This window comes from Halomonas sp. I1 (assembly GCF_032334135.1).
Lineage (GTDB): Bacteria > Pseudomonadota > Gammaproteobacteria > Pseudomonadales > Halomonadaceae > Halomonas.
Genome location: NZ_JAVXUS010000002.1, coordinates 101,518 through 115,961, shown reverse-complemented (window position 1 = coordinate 115,961; position 14,444 = coordinate 101,518). Strand labels below are relative to the sequence as shown.

General features: G+C 64.1%; 10 protein-coding genes and 1 pseudogene. 4 read left to right on the top strand and 7 right to left on the bottom strand.

Annotation, left to right across the window (positions count from 1 at the left end; genetic code table 11):
• Positions 1 to 3: 3 nt before the first annotated feature.
• Positions 4 to 582 carry a Fe-Mn family superoxide dismutase gene (locus RSO41_RS03545; RefSeq protein WP_315617697.1) on the bottom strand — a complete coding sequence of 193 codons (579 nt, stop codon included), beginning with the start codon at positions 580 to 582 and terminating at the stop codon, positions 4 to 6.
• Positions 583 to 858: 276 nt separating this feature from the next.
• Here RSO41_RS03545 and RSO41_RS03540 point away from each other — a divergent pair, with 276 nt between their 5' ends.
• From RSO41_RS03540 to msrA, 4 genes are read left to right on the top strand one after another with little or no spacing between them, the layout of a single operon-like run.
• Positions 859 to 1,668: a hypothetical protein gene (locus RSO41_RS03540; RefSeq protein WP_315617696.1), complete on the top strand. Its 810-nt coding sequence runs from the start codon at positions 859 to 861 to the stop codon at positions 1,666 to 1,668.
• A gap of 45 nt (positions 1,669 to 1,713) precedes the next feature.
• Positions 1,714 to 3,558: an autotransporter assembly complex family protein gene (locus RSO41_RS03535; RefSeq protein WP_315617695.1), complete on the top strand. Its 1,845-nt coding sequence runs from the start codon at positions 1,714 to 1,716 to the stop codon at positions 3,556 to 3,558.
• 11 nt (positions 3,559 to 3,569) lie between these two features.
• The gene (locus RSO41_RS03530) at positions 3,570 to 7,586 is read left to right on the top strand and encodes a translocation/assembly module TamB domain-containing protein (RefSeq protein ID WP_315617694.1); all 4,017 of its coding nucleotides are present in this window, start codon (positions 3,570 to 3,572) and stop codon (positions 7,584 to 7,586) included.
• A gap of 44 nt (positions 7,587 to 7,630) precedes the next feature.
• Positions 7,631 to 8,245, top strand: a complete 615-nt coding sequence (msrA, locus tag RSO41_RS03525; protein WP_315617693.1) for a peptide-methionine (S)-S-oxide reductase MsrA — start codon at positions 7,631 to 7,633, stop codon at positions 8,243 to 8,245.
• On the opposite strand, the gene RSO41_RS03520 is transcribed toward msrA, so the two are convergent.
• The 6 genes and pseudogenes from RSO41_RS03520 to RSO41_RS03495 form a co-directional block, all read right to left on the bottom strand.
• Entirely contained in the window at positions 8,226 to 9,251 is a 1,026-nt protein-coding gene (locus RSO41_RS03520) for a hydrolase (RefSeq protein ID WP_315617692.1), read from the bottom strand. The genes msrA and RSO41_RS03520 overlap by 20 nt on opposite strands.
• The gene (locus RSO41_RS03515) at positions 9,248 to 10,168 is read right to left on the bottom strand and encodes a LysR family transcriptional regulator (RefSeq protein WP_315617691.1); all 921 of its coding nucleotides are present in this window, start codon (positions 10,166 to 10,168) and stop codon (positions 9,248 to 9,250) included. Before RSO41_RS03515 ends, RSO41_RS03520 begins: the two co-directional genes overlap by 4 nt.
• A gap of 158 nt (positions 10,169 to 10,326) precedes the next feature.
• Positions 10,327 to 11,370, bottom strand: coding sequence for an oligopeptide/dipeptide ABC transporter ATP-binding protein (locus RSO41_RS03510; protein ID WP_315617690.1), 1,044 nt, complete (start codon positions 11,368 to 11,370; stop codon positions 10,327 to 10,329).
• A complete protein-coding gene (locus tag RSO41_RS03505) occupies positions 11,370 to 12,389 on the bottom strand; it encodes an ABC transporter ATP-binding protein (protein WP_315617689.1) in 1,020 nt (339 codons plus the stop codon). Before RSO41_RS03505 ends, RSO41_RS03510 begins: the two co-directional genes overlap by 1 nt.
• A 5-nt stretch (positions 12,390 to 12,394) precedes the next feature.
• A pseudogene (locus RSO41_RS03500) lies at positions 12,395 to 13,326 on the bottom strand (ABC transporter permease).
• Positions 13,323 to 14,369 (bottom strand): ABC transporter permease, encoded by a 1,047-nt coding sequence (locus RSO41_RS03495; protein ID WP_315617688.1) that lies wholly within the window; start codon positions 14,367 to 14,369, stop codon positions 13,323 to 13,325. The pseudogene RSO41_RS03500 and the gene RSO41_RS03495 overlap by 4 nt, the downstream one beginning before the upstream one ends.
• Positions 14,370 to 14,444 lie beyond the last annotated feature (75 nt).

Sequence of the window (14,444 nt, the reverse complement as noted above, 5' to 3'; positions counted from 1 at the left end):
GTCTCAGGCGAAGTTCTGGGCGACAAACTCCCAGTTCATGACCTTCCAGATGTTTTCCAGGTACTTGCGGCGTGCATCGCGGTAATCGATATAGTAGGCATGCTCCCGGACATCGACGGTCAGCAGTGGAGTTCGGCCATGGGCGACAGGGCAGTCGGCATCGTCGCTGTTGGTGATCGCCAGGCCGCCGTCGCCGGTCTTGATCAACCAGGCCCAGCCGGCACCGACATCGTCCATGGCCATGTCATTGAAGGCCTGCTTGAATGTCTCGAAGGCCCCATATTCGGTATCGATGGCCTCGGCCAGTGCCCCCTTCGGCTTGCCACCGCCCTTGGGCGACAGGCAATGCCAGAAGAAGGTATGGTTCCAGGCCCGGGCTGCCTGCTCGAACAGGCAGCCGGAGGCTGACGTGATGATCGCTTCCAGCGACTTGTCGGCATCCGCTGTTCCCTCGATCAGTTGGTTGAGCCGGGTAATGCAGGCCTGATGATGCCTGTTGTAGTGATATTCGAGGGCTTCGGCGGAGAGGTACGGTTCCAGTGCATTCTTCTCGTACGGCAGTGCAGGCAATTCGAATGCCATGGTCAGGTGTCTCCTCGTCGTCACGGTGGTCGGGGCAAGGTCTCGGGAGAAGGATGAGGCTTCCGGGGTGGGGAAGGTGGCATATCATCGCTCGTTGATATTTCCCCGTGCGCTCCGCCGACAAAAAACTTTACACTATTCAGTGTGCTGAGCCTGTCCGGTCGGCGGCATCATATCACTCGCCCCTCGAGGGCCCAATGCCGGCGGCTGGATATGGCGCCTCGGGACGACCCGCCACAGCCGCACTCATCCGTCTCATCGCTCAAGGAGATCGTCATGGCAGAGCGCCCGGAAGATAGCCGGTTGAACCGACCGATCGTTCCGGACCCGGATGCCAGTCTGGCCGGCCATCGTACGCCCCCTGCTCCCAGGGTTCGCCTGTGGCCGCTATGGTGCCTGATCCTGCTGTTGTTGCTCATGCTGGCCGGTCTGGCGGCCGCCGGGTGGTGGTATCATCAGGACATCCAACAGCAGCTGACTCGTCTCGATGGTGAGCTTTCCAATGTCCATGCACGCTTCGATGCCGAAGCGGGGCGAGGCGAGGCACTGTCATCGCTTCAGGAGCGTCTGAAAACACTCGAGGCCCGTCAGGAAGGGATAGCCCCGCGTATCGAAGAACAGCTGACACGGTGGGAAGAGGAAACACTGACGCCCGCCCAGGAACGCCTGGCCGAGCTTGCCAATCGCCTGACCACGCTGACCGAAGATGCCGAGGTACGCGACGAGACGCTGTCGGCAGTGCGGAATTCCCTCGATGCCCTGGAGCGTGCCGGTGATGACGGGCGCGCTGCGCTACGCGAACGGCTCGAGACCCTGGAGGCTGGACTGGAAGCGGACGAGTCTCGTCTGGTCGAGATGACCGAGCAGACCGACGAGCGGCTCTCGAGCCTGAGTGCCGACCTGGAGACATTGAATGAACGTGTCGCGGGGCTGGAAGGCGACATTGAAGCTCTCTCCGGTTCGCGAGAAGATGACCGTAGCCAGGTGGCAACGCTGTCGTCACGCCTGGAGGAAATGCAGACGGAGCTGCGTGATCTGCGTCAGACGCAACTGGCGTTGAGTGCTCAGCTGGAAACCCTGCGATAGTCACGAGACGTCAGCCAGGAAGCCTTCGATATTATGGACAATCGCGTGTTCACACGCCTCGGGGCCGGCGCATTGTGCTTTGGCGTGGCGGCGCCGACCCTGGCACTCGACGCTTCGATCGAGGGGGTCGAAGACAAGCTGGCCGGTAACATCGAGATCTACCTCGATGGCCTTGATGCGTCCCAGTACCAGGCCGAACGCCTGGAGGACGAGGTACGCCGCCTTGCGTCCGAGGCGTTGCGTCCCTTCGGCTATTATGACCCGACCCTGTCAGTACGTTTCGATGACCCCGCGTCACCATCCCGGGTCGAGCTGGACGTCGACAAGGGCGAGCCGGTACGCATCGAACGCCTGAATTTCACGCTGGAAGGCGCCGCCGCCGAAGACGCTCCCTTCACCGAGGCCATCGCGGCCTATCCTCAGAAGGAGGGAGACGTGTTGCGTCATGCGCCTTTCGACGCCTTGCGCAGCCGGCTCTCCGGACTGGCCCTGCAGCGCGGCTATTTCGATTGGCGTTTCACCCAGCGTCGCCTGGAAGTGCGCCCTTGGGCTCACAGTGCGCGCCTGTCGTTGGGGCTGGATAGCGGTCAGCGCTACCGTTTTGGAAACGTTTACTTCCAGGGGGAGCATATCGAGCCCGCACGGCTCCAGAACCTGGTGCCCTTCGAGGCCGGAGCCCCTTACCTCGCCGGGGAGGTCGCCCGCTTCAATCAGAATCTCGGGCAGACCGAGTGGTTTGGCTCGGTCAGCGTGCGCCCACGACTCGACCAAGGGGCACGGAGTCTGGCACTCCCGCCCCGGAAAGCGGGCTGGTGGTACTCGCTTGATGCCGAGGGCATTCCCGAAGCGCCGCCGGCACCGGCGCGCATCGACGTGCAGGCCCTCGAGGCGGCCGATGAACTGCAGGCCCCCGATACGCCCCGGGTGCCCATCGATGTCCTGGTTACGCCGGCCGACCGTCACCAGTTCGAGACCGGTATCGGTTATGCCACCGATGTCGGCCCCCGCGCCCGGCTCACCTGGAATCAGCCCTGGGTCAATCGTTATGGCCACAGTTGGGATCACGACCTCTACATTTCCGGTCCCGAACAGAAATTCAGCGGCACCTATACCATGCCGCTCGAGGACCCGTTGCGCGACAACTATGAATTGCAATACGGGATTCGCAACAAGGACAACGATGACACCGAGTCCCTGGAGGCCAGTGTCGAGTTCGGCCGCCGCTGGAAGTTCGACAATGGCTGGGAGCAATACCTCTATCTGCGCAGCACCTACGAAGACTTTACCCAGGCGGGGGAGTCCAATCAGGTACTGCTGCTGTATCCCGGGGTACGCTGGTCACGAACCCGGACTCGCAACCCGACGTTCCCGACCTGGGGGGATCGCCAGCAGCTCACCGTTCAGTATGCCAACCAGGCCTGGGGATCGGATGCCGAGTTCTTGCGGGTAAACGGTGATACTCAGTGGATTCGCATGCTCGGTGACGACAACCGGTTCGTCGGTCGACTCGGCATCGGCAGCATCAGTACCGGTGACTTCGATAGCATTCCCCCTTCGCTTCGCTTCTTCACCGGTGGTGACAATAGTGTGCGGGGCTACGCCTACGAGAGCCTCTCTCCGGAAGACGACGAAGGCCGGCTGATCGGTGGCGAGCAACGCGTCGTGGCCAGCATCGAAGCCCAGCGCCGAGTGGCCGACAAGTGGTGGCTTGCCACCTTCGTGGATACCGGCGATGCCTTCACCGACTGGTGGCCGGAAGACCTGAAGACCGGTGCCGGCCTGGGCGTTCGGTGGATCTCGCCGGTAGGACCGATCCGCTTCGACGTTGCTCACCCCTTCGATGACGAGGATGCCTTCCGCATTCACTTTTCCATCGGACCGGAATTCTGAGAGGCCGCCACGTGAGAGTTCGCCGCCTGACCTGGGCCCTGGCCCGTCTGCTGATCCTGTTGCCGATCTGGCTCATCGGCCTGCTGCTGCTGGCACTGGGCATCGCGCTTTCCCCCTGGGGGACCGGGTTGCTGCTCGACCAGGGCAAACGCATGGGGTTCTACGACTTTTCCAGTGCCGAAGGTGCCCCGCTGGATACCCTGATAATCGAGGACTTTCGTCTCGATGCCGGTCCGGCCAGTGTGGCCATCCAGCGGCTGGAGCTGGCCTGGGCCGACGATTGCCTGCTCGATGGCCGGCTTTGTCTGGATCGTCTCGATGTGCAGGGTACCCGGGTACGGCTCGGCTCGAGCGATGCACCGCCTCCGGCCGAAGGCGAGCCAGGTGAAGGCGGGGGACTGCCGGACCCGATCGAACTGCCGTTTCCCATCGAACTGCGCGAAGTGGCCCTGAGCGACGTCGACATCCGACTCGCCGACGGCACCCGGTTGCGCTGGGAGAATTTCACCACCGGCGCGGTGGCCGAGGCGAGCACGTTACGGCTGCTGCCGACTCGCCTGGCAGGGACACGCCTGACCCTGCCGCTGTCGGCAGGCAATCAGATCGCGCTCAGCGAAAGCGAGCATGAAGGGCCGATCCTGACGGCAGCGGCCATCGATGCCGCCATTTCTGCTCATTCGCCGTTGCCCGCCGGCGCGGCCCCCGAAGCCGCCGGCATGGCCAGTCAACCGCTGGACGAGAAATCGCGCATCGAACTGCCGGACATCCATCTTCCGCTGGCGATCGATGTGCCCGAACTGAGGGTGACGGATGCTGCCGTGGAAGGCGCCTTCTCTTATCGGCTCGAAGAACTGGCACTGAGTGTCACGGCACGTGACCAGGAGATCGCCATCTCGCCGCTATCGGTCGCCAGCCCGGAGGCCGATGCCAGGCTACAGGCGCGAGTGACGCTGAGTGGCGATTATCCTCTGGACGCCCGGTTGGACGCCGATCTCTATCTGCCCGAGCGTATGCCGGCGCTGGAAGGCGAGCGCATCGAGCTCGAGGTGAGTGGTGATCTCGCCGACCTGCAGGTGAATCTGGTCACGACCGGACCTGTCGAGACACGCCTTGCCGCCAATCTCGATACCCTGGCCCCGACTCTGCCTTTCACCGCCAGTTTTCAGAGTCCCGCTCTACAGTGGCCGCTTCCCGGCGCCGAGGGCGAGGTCAGCGAGGCGGCCACACCGGACGATGGCGAGGACAGCGAATCGGGTGGCACACCACCGGCCCCGTGGCGAGCCGAGGACCTCTCGCTCGAGGCCGAGGGCAAGCTGACCGACTATCGTGCCCGACTCTCCCTGGCCGCCCAGGGGCCGCAGCTACCGCGCACCCGGCTCGATCTCAGCGGGCGCGGAGACCTGGCCCATTTCATCTGGGAACCCTTGGCCCTCGAGATGGACGAGTCCCGCGTGACCACCCAGGGTCGGATCGACTGGGCCGACGGCCTGGCCGTCGCGGCTAGCCTGGCCCTGCAGGACGTGGATCCCGAGCCCTTCGTCGAAGGGCTCACGGGCCGGCTTGACGGCGATGCCGAGATTTCTTTCACTCAGGATGCCGACGGTTGGCGGGTCGAGGTGCCCGCATTGAACGTCAATGGCACCCTTGCCGAGTACCCCTTGAACCTTGACACGGCGCTTGCCGGTGATAGCCGGATGCACTGGGACATCCGGACCCTCGAATTCCGCCAGGGCGACAATCGCCTCAGCGCCAGCGGCCAGGTAACGCCCGAGCAGCTCGGAGTGAACGCCGACCTGGACATGCCGGCACTGAAGAGCCTGTACCCGGCACTGGCGGGGGCGCTTTCGGGGAGCATCGATGCCTCGGGCAGTCTCGAAGCGCCTCAACTGGACCTGGACCTGAGCGGCAAGGGGCTGGCCTTTGCCGAGAACCGCGTGGACATCCTGAGCCTGGCGGGCGAAGTCGCCGGCCTCGAGGATCCAAGCCTCGACCTCACGCTGAATGCCGAGGGCGTCGAAGCTGGCGGTCAGGCCTTCGATGACATCGACCTGAACCTCGACGGGCGTCTCTCGGAGCATCGTCTGACGCTGGATATCGCCGGGCCGGCGGATGGCCTGCTGTCGTCGTTGAATCTGGCCCTGAATGGCGCCATGGACCGCGAGCGCCAGCACTACAGCGGCCGCTTGACGCCGCTCGAGGCCGAGACCGATTACGGTCGTCTGGCTCTCGATGACGCCCTGGTCTTCGATGCCGACCTTGCCTCGAGCGCAGTCGACGTGCAGCCGTTCTGCCTGCGGCGCGACGAGGGGGGCGGCCTGTGTCTCGAGGAGTCATTGTCGGCATCGCCCGATGCCGGCCGGGCGGTACTCGCCATCCGTGAGCTGCCCATGGACATGATCAACGATGCGATGCCGGCCGGGTGGCGGATCGACGGCACCACCGAGGGCGGTTTGACGGCCGAATGGTCGCGCGGCGGAGCTGCCTGGCAGGCCGCGGCCGACCTCGACAGCGAGGTCGAGATCGCCGGTCAGGACGCCTACGGCAACCCCTGGACGGTGCCCGGGACGGGACTCAGCATCGATCTGCAGGCCGACCCGTCCCGCGCCGATATCGACCTGGCGCTGACGCTGGGCGACAGCGGGGCGGTACGCCTCGACCTGGGCGTCGACGACCCCATGGGGGCGGGAGATCTGGATGGTGAACTCAGCGTCGATGACCTGCGCCTGAGCCCCTATCGCCCTCTGGTCACCGACGTGAAGACCCTGGAGGGCGGGCTTGGAGGCAATGTCCGGATCACCGGCGACCGGGACCAACCTCGGCTGGACGGCAGCCTCGAACTCGCCGGCCTGCGGGCCGTGGGAATGGGGCTGCCTCTGTCGGTGACGGACGGCCGCCTGACGGTAAACCTGAATGGCGACCGGGCCGATCTCGATGGTTTTGTGGCAAGCGAGCGAGGACGCTTGCAGGTCGAGGGCGATGCCAGCTGGCCCGCCGCGGATGCCTGGCAGGTGGCCCTGAACCTGGAAGGCAATGATGAGCCGTTGCAGGCATCGCTGTCGGGCTTCGGCCGTTTACGCCTCGCCCCGGACCTGAGCATCCAGGCCAATCCCGAGCGCCTGCGGGTACGTGGCGAGGTCCGCATCCCCTGGGCGCGCCTGGAAGTCGGGCAGGTGCCGGCCTCGGCCGTATCCGCGAGTCCCGATGAGGTGATCGTCACTCGAGAGGAAGCCGAAGCCCGAGCGGCCGCCCGGGCGACGGGCGAGTCCACTGCCGACGCCATGGCCGAGGCCGGCATGGCGATGGACGTGCGTGTCACCCTGGCACTCGGGCCCGACATGCGCCTGTCGGCCTATGGCCTGCAGACGGGCCTGGCCGGCAACCTGGAAGTCCGCCAGGAAGGCGGGCCGGTACAGATCTTCGGCGACGTCAATCTCGAAGACGGACGTTTCCGCGCCTTTGCCCAGGACCTGGTCATCCGCGAGGGCATCCTCTACTTCAGCGGCCCACCCGGTGAGCCATTGCTGGACTTCGAGGCTATTCGCAACCCCGACAGCACCGAGGACGATGTCATTGCCGGCATCCAGGTGTCCGGACCGGCTTCGAGTCCGAGTCTGGAGATCTTCTCCGAGCCGGCCATGGACGAGTCCCGTGCACTGTCCTATGTGCTGCGTGGCCGCGCACCGGATGCCAGTGGCGGCGCCGATGGTGCCCTGACCTCGGCATTGATCGGCCTGAGCCTGGGGCAGGCCGGTGGTACCGTGGGGGCGCTGGGCGAGGTCTTCGGCATCCAGGACCTGCGCCTGGACTCCGCGGGAAGCGGTGAGGACAGCCAGGTGATGGTCACCGGCAACCTGACCGACCGCTTGAGTGTCGGATATGGTGTGGGGGTCTTCTCACCCATCGCCGAGCTGACCCTGCGCTACAAGCTGTGGCGCAACCTCTACGTGGAAGCCGTCTCCGGTGCTTCCCAGGCGGTGGATCTGATCTACACCTTCAGCCTGCCGGGCGATCCACCGTCCCTCGAGTAAGGGTCGGGCATGTGAGCCACAGGTGACAGACGAGGAAAGGAAAGATGAGCGCACAAGCGGCCGATGCCCCGGTGGGGCGCGATACACCGATGGAGATTTCTGCCCTGCACAGGGTCAATGGACGGCGCATGACACCCCCCTGGCCCGACGGCATGCAGGAGATCGTGCTGGGACTGGGATGTTTCTGGGGGGCCGAACGCCTTTTCTGGCAATTGCCCGGGGTACATGTCACGGCCGTGGGCTATGCCGGTGGCGTTACACCGAACCCGACCTACCAGGAAACCTGCACCGCTCGTACTGGCCATGCCGAAGTGGTCAGGGTGGTCTTCGACCCGGCCGAGACCGATCTCGATACCCTGTTGCGCCACTTCTGGGAAGCACACGACCCGACCCAGGGAAACCGGCAGGGCAACGATATCGGACCTCAGTACCGTTCGATCATCCTGACCGTCGATGATGAACAGCGCCTGTTGGCCGAACACAGCCGCGACGCCTATGGCAAGGCACTGGCGTCACAGGGCAGAGGACCGATCACCACCGAGATCGTGCCGCTCGAAGCGTTCTACTATGCCGAGGAATACCATCAACAGTACCTGGACAAGAATCCGGGCGGCTACTGTGGCCTCAAGGGCACCGGCGTCAGCTGTCCGATAAGCTGACGACAGGTGACGAGCCCGGAGCGGGCACTGCCCAGTCATCCAGCTGTCGCTCGACCCGACGAGCGAGCCAGCTGGCGGGGCGACCGTCTCGCCATTCCACATAGCCGACATGGCCACCATGGCGGGCCGTTTCCAGGCGGATACCGGCGCCGAGTGACATGTCATCATAAAGCCCCGGCGGCATGAAGGGATCGTCGTCGGCATGCAGAATCAGTGTCGGCAACTGGATACCAGCGAGCAGTGGGCCGGCCGAGGCGCGATGATAATAGTCCGCTGCATTCTGGAACCCGTGCAGGGGGGCTGTGATCACGTCGTCATAGGCCCTCAGCGTAGTGCAGTTCGCCAGGTCTTTTTGGGTCAACGCCAGGGGGAGTTCATGACGTGCCAGACGGGGTGCCACCTTGGCCTTGAGCGCCTCGAGCAGATGTCGCTGATAGAGCCGGGCGACGCCACGCTCCAGCGTGTCAGCACAGGCCGACAGGTCCACCGGTGGTGCCACGGCGATGGCGCCGGATAATCCCAGCGCATTGTCGGCATCCTCGGCCACCAGCTTCAACAGCATGTTGGCGCCCAGTGAAACGCCCAGTGCAACCCTTGGTGCTGCGGGATACCGCCGGGCGAGGTTCTCCAGCAGCCAGCGAGCATCGGCCGTGTCCCCACTGTGATAGGCTCGCGGGCATCGGTTGGGCCGCGTTCCGCACCCGCGGAAGTGCATCAGGACCGCCCGCCAGCCACGACGCTGGGCAGCACCCAACAGATGGCGCGCATAGGGGGAATCTACCGAGCCTTCCAGGCCATGGAAGAGGACCAGCAGGGGCGTCTCGTCAGGCAGGGCTGGTGCCTCGACCCAGGCGAGTTCGACGAAATCGCCATCGGGCAGCTCGAAGATTTCTTCGACGAGAGACGGCGCCGGCCGGGGCAGGGCACGTGGCAACAGGGTCTGCAGATGACGATTGGCAAACCCCGGGGCTGGCCGAAAGTCGGCAAGCTGCCGTTCTGCGATCATGGGTGGCTTCCCTCTCCATGCGCCAGGGCCTGCCAGAGCGACTCCACGGCCTCATGTGCGACATGACGACGCCGGTAGAGGCGAATCTCCAATGGCACTTCCCAACGCTTGCTTCCCGCGGGCACCAGCTGCCCGGCAGCCAGTGCCGGTGCAACGCTGCGGCCTGGAAGCCAACCGAGCCCGTATCCTAGACCGACCAGTTCGCGAATATTGCCGCTCTGGATGCTTTCGTTGAGCACGCTGAATGTCGGCGTATCGGATAGCCTCTCGAGATGGCAACGAATGGCCGTGTCGATCAGGCCCCGAGGATGGTAGGCAATCAGGGGGAGCGAGCGGCGACCGCCTCCCTCCAGGCCGAAGCGAGGACGCCCATCCGCCTCCGGCAACGATACGGGAACCAGGCGCTCATCCCCGAGCCGTCGGTATTCGAAGGCCTCGGTCTCGAGTTCCAGCGGGCAGTCGCCGACGGGCCAGTAGCACAGCACCAGATCACACTCATCGCGTCCCAGTGCCTGAAAATAGTCGTTCACCAGCCAGGCGGTTGCACGCAGATAAGGCTGAACCGGTGGCGGTGTCATCCAACTGTCGAGCCATTCCGGCAGGAAGTTGGCCAGCAGGCTCTGGGGGGCAGCCAGGCGAATCCTGCCGGCCTGACTCTCGGCGAGATGTCCCAGGCGTTGCCGGGTATTGGCCACACGACGCGTCACATCCTGACACAACGTCAGGAACTCCTCTCCCTCGGGCGTCAAGGACAGCGGCAGTGTCTGCCGGTTGACCAGGGTCGCCCCCATTTCCTCTTCGAGAAGTTTAATGCGCCGCGAAAAGGTCGGCTGGGTAACATTCTGCTCCTCGGCCGCCCGGGAAAAATGCCGGGTATGTGCCAGGGCAATGAAATCTTCCAACCAGCGTATTTCCATGTCAGCCCTCATGCCGAGACCGGTCGACGGGATCGCCATCAACCGGGCTCGGCGTCACGACGTTTCGGATAGCGTCTTGAATGCCGGGCGAGGGCCCGGATCGGCGGGCTCTCGCCTGGATTAGAACGCTCGTATTATGCCAGAAACGCCCCGAGGCATCAGATACGTCCCTCTTCCACGGCATGGCAGGCGACCTGGCCGCCATCATCGGTAGCGATCAGCGCGGGCACTTCCTCGCGACAACGAATCTCGGCGTGCGGACAACGACCATGGAAGACGCAACCCGACGGTAGGTTCACCGGCGTCGGCACCTCGCCCTCCAGGCGGATATGCTGCGGCCGGTCATCCTCGAGTCGTGGAATCGCCGACATAAGGGCCTGGGTATAAGGGTGTCGAGGGGTCGCAAAGAGCGTAGCGGTAGGCGCGACCTCGCAGACCCGCCCCAGATACATCACCGCCACCCGGGTGCCGAAGTGCTCGACCACGGCAAGATCGTGGGTGATGAACAGGTAGGTGAGGTTGTGGCGTTGCTGGGCTTCCATCAGCAGGTTGAGCACCTGAGCCTGGATGGACACATCCAGCGCCGAGATCGGCTCGTCGGCGACGATGAACTCGGGGTCGACCGCCAGCGCACGGGCAATGGCGATGCGCTGGCGTTGGCCGCCGGAAAACTCGTGGCCATAGCGCGCTCCCCAGTCCGGATCAATGCCTACCGACTGCATGACATCACCGACCTTCTCCTTGATGCGTTGCGCCGTCCAGTCGGGGTGATGTAGCCGGATCGGCTCCTCCAGGGTCTGCTGGATCGTCATGCGCGGATTCAGCGAGGCATACGGATTCTGGAAGATCATCTGCATGCGTCGTCGATAGGGCAGCAACTCCCGCGTGGAGAGGTCGTCGATACGCTGGCCGGCGTAGTGGACCTCGCCGGCGGACGGCGTGATCAGGCCCATCACGGTCCGCGCCACGGTGGACTTGCCGCAGCCCGACTCACCTACCACGCACAATGCTTCGCCGCGCTGGATGTCCAGGTCGACGCCATTGATGGCGTGCACGTGTTCCTGGTGGCGGACCAGCTTGCCACCCTTGAATTGAAGCTGTTCGAGAAAATCGCCGGAGAGCGAGAAACGCTTTTCCAGGCCACGCAGCGCCAGCAGGGGTTGCGTGTCTTCCGGCACAGGGGGTGTGGCGGTCGAATTCATCAGTCTTGCTCCTCGGCCGGAATGCGTTCGCTTTCGATCATCTCCGCGACCATGTGACAAGCGGCCTGGCAGTTGCCGGAGGTCACGAACTCGGGCACCTGATCATGGCAGGCCTGACGCTGGCTGCCATCGGCGCGCTCGACGAAGGTACAGCGCGGATGGAAGGCACAGCCGCTCGGCAGGTTGGAGAGCGATGGCATGCTGCCGGGGATCTGGTTGAGCCGCGAGCCAGGCGTGGCCATCTGCGGCAGGGCATTGATCAGGCCCTGGGTGTAGGGATGCTGAGGGTCATTGATGATCTCGCGGGTCGGCCCCTGTTCGATGACACGACCGGCATACATGACCAGCATGCGCTGAGTGACCTGGCTGACCACACCGAGGTCGTGGGTGATCAGGATCAGGCCGACATTGTGCTTCTCGCACAGCTCCAGCAACAGTGCCATGATTTCCGCCTGGATGGTCACATCCAGTGCCGTGGTGGGCTCGTCGGCGATGATGATGTCGGGGTCCAGCAGCAGGGCGATGGCGATGATCACACGCTGCCGCATGCCACCCGAGAGTTCGTGGGGGTACTGGTCGAGTCGCGCCTCGGGCGAGGGAATCTGGACCTGCTGCAACTTGTTCAGCGAGATGCTGCGGGCTTCCCGCGAGCTGATGCGGCGGTGCGCCTTGAGACACTCCAGCATCTGCTCACCGATGGTCAGCACCGGGTTGAGCGTCATCATCGGGTCCTGGAAGATCATCGACATACGATGACCTCGCACCTTGCGCAGCTTTCGATCGCTAAGACCGATCAACTCCTGGTCGTCGAACCGAATACTGCCGCCGGCGATATAGCCCGGTTTGGCGATCAGGTTGAGCAGGCTGAAGGCGGCTACCGACTTGCCGGCACCGGACTCGCCCACGATGCCCAGCCGCTCGCCGCGATCCAGGCTGAAGCAGACGTCGCGCAGGGCCCGGACATCGCCGCCACGCAGCGCGAAGCGCACGTCGAGGTGGTTAACGTCGAGTAGAGACATGAGATTCAGCCCTTGTAGAGTCGCGGATTGAGCACGTCGCGCAGCCAGTCACCCAGCAGGTTGATCACCAGCACCAGCACTACCAGCACCAGGCCGGGAATCAGGGTGATCCACCAGGAGCCGGACTGGAGGTAGTCGAAACCGGACTTGATCAGCGAGCCCAGCGACGGCTGGGTCTCGGGCATGCCGAGGCCGAGGAAGGACAAGGCCGCCTCGGAGATGATCGCATTGGCCACCTGCACAGTGGAGATGACGAAGATCGGCGACAGGGTGTTGGGCAGGATATGCCGGAACATGATGCGCCGACTGGGCAGGCCCATCACACGGGCGGCGTCGACGTACTCCTTGCCTTTCTCGGCGAGTACCGAGGCGCGCACGGTACGCGCATACTGTGGCCATTCGGCCAGGCCAATGATCAACACCAGCAGGGGGACGGCGTAGTCGCTGAAGGTGCCGCCACCGAAGATCGCCTTGAACAGGGCGCCGACGACGATGGCCACCATCAGGGTGGAAAAGGACAGCTGGATATCGGCCAGGCGCATCAGGAAGGCATCGACACGGCCGCCCAGGTAGCCGGCCAGCAGGCCGAAGCAGACCCCCAGGGTCGCCTGCATGGCCACGGCGCCGAAACCGATGATCAACGATACACGAGCGCCGTAGAGAATGGTCGACAGCAGGTCGCGTCCCTGGGCATCGGTCCCCATGAGGTAGGTCGGGTCACTGCCGTCCACCCAGAAGGGCGGCAGCTCCGAGGCGAGGATATCGATCTGGGTCAGGTCATAGGGGCCAGCCAGGGCGCCAGAACGGCGGCGGCGACCAGGACGATAAACACCAGCAGGCTGACCTGAGCGATCAGATCGCGCTTGAAACTGTAGAGCAGGTAGGAATCGCGGAAGCGTTCCCAGCGGCTCGTGGGTCGGGTCGTCAGCGTGGTCATGCGGGTTTCCCTGTCAGCTTGACGGTCGGGTTGATCAGGCCATAGATGAGGTCGACCAGGGTGTTAGTGATCACGAAGATCAGTCCCACGATCATCAAATAGGTGACGATCAGCGGTATGTCGGAGCGCTCGATGGCATCGAGGAACATCAGCCCCATGCCGGGCCACTGGAACACCGTCTCGGTGAGAATGGTGTAGGCCACCAGGGTGCCGATCTGCACGCCGCCCACGGTGATCACCGGCAGCATGGTGTTCTTCAACGCATGCAGGAAATAGATGCGTCGCGGCGAAATGCCCTTGGCGCGGGCGAATTTCACGTAATCGGACTGCAGCACCTCGAGCATTTCGGCACGGATCAGGCGGATGAACAGCGGCAGCATGATCGAGGCCAGCGAAATGGCCGGCAGCACCAGGTAGGTCAGCCCCTCGAGCGAAGCGAAGTTGGTTTCCCAGGTGCCGAAGACGGGAACCGGGTCTCCTCGCCCATAGGCCGGCATGCCCCCCTCGGTACTGATCAGGTCGTTGAGCCAGACGCCCCAACCGGCATCGGTGGGGAAGGGCGTCCAGCTGACACCGATGGCGAACAGCTGGATCAGCACGATGGCGGTGAGAAACACCGGAATCGAAATGCCAACGATCGAGGCGCCCATGAAGAAGCGTGACAACCAGGCACGTGGCTTGATGGCGCTATAGACGCCAATGGGTACCGACAGTGCGATGATCAGAAAGGTGGTCGCGGCAACCAGCTCCAGGGTCGCCGGCAGGTGACGCATGATCACCTGGGTGGTCGGCTCGTTGAAGATATACGAGTAGCCGAAGTCGAAATGCGCGGCATTGGCGGCGAAACGCAGATACTGAACCACGAAGGGGTCGTTGAGGCCGAGCTCTTCACGCAGGGCCTCGCGCTCGCTCTCCGGCACCGACTGGCCGACCATCTGTTGGATGGGGTCACCCAGGTTGTCCTGGATGGCGAAGGCGATCACGCTGATGACGAACATCACCAGCAGCGCATGAAAGAGGCGCTTGATCAGAAAAGCGATCATGAGTGGCGTTCCATTATCGAGAAAGGCCCGGGCACGCGGTGACACGCCCCCGCCAGGGAGCGTGTCACGGAGCGG

Excerpts from the sequence above, each read along its gene's own strand:
- RSO41_RS03545 (WP_315617697.1), bottom strand. The coding sequence starts at position 582 with ATGGCATTCGAATTGCCTGCACTGCCGTACGAGAAGAATGCACTGGAA.
- RSO41_RS03540 (WP_315617696.1), top strand. The coding sequence starts at position 859 with ATGGCAGAGCGCCCGGAAGATAGCCGGTTGAACCGACCGATCGTTCCG.
- msrA (WP_315617693.1), top strand. The coding sequence starts at position 7,631 with ATGAGCGCACAAGCGGCCGATGCCCCGGTGGGGCGCGATACACCGATG.
- RSO41_RS03520 (WP_315617692.1), bottom strand. The coding sequence starts at position 9,251 with ATGATCGCAGAACGGCAGCTTGCCGACTTTCGGCCAGCCCCGGGGTTT.
- RSO41_RS03515 (WP_315617691.1), bottom strand. The coding sequence starts at position 10,168 with ATGGAAATACGCTGGTTGGAAGATTTCATTGCCCTGGCACATACCCGG.
- RSO41_RS03510 (WP_315617690.1), bottom strand. The coding sequence starts at position 11,370 with ATGAATTCGACCGCCACACCCCCTGTGCCGGAAGACACGCAACCCCTG.
- RSO41_RS03505 (WP_315617689.1), bottom strand. The coding sequence starts at position 12,389 with ATGTCTCTACTCGACGTTAACCACCTCGACGTGCGCTTCGCGCTGCGT.
- RSO41_RS03495 (WP_315617688.1), bottom strand. The coding sequence starts at position 14,369 with ATGATCGCTTTTCTGATCAAGCGCCTCTTTCATGCGCTGCTGGTGATG.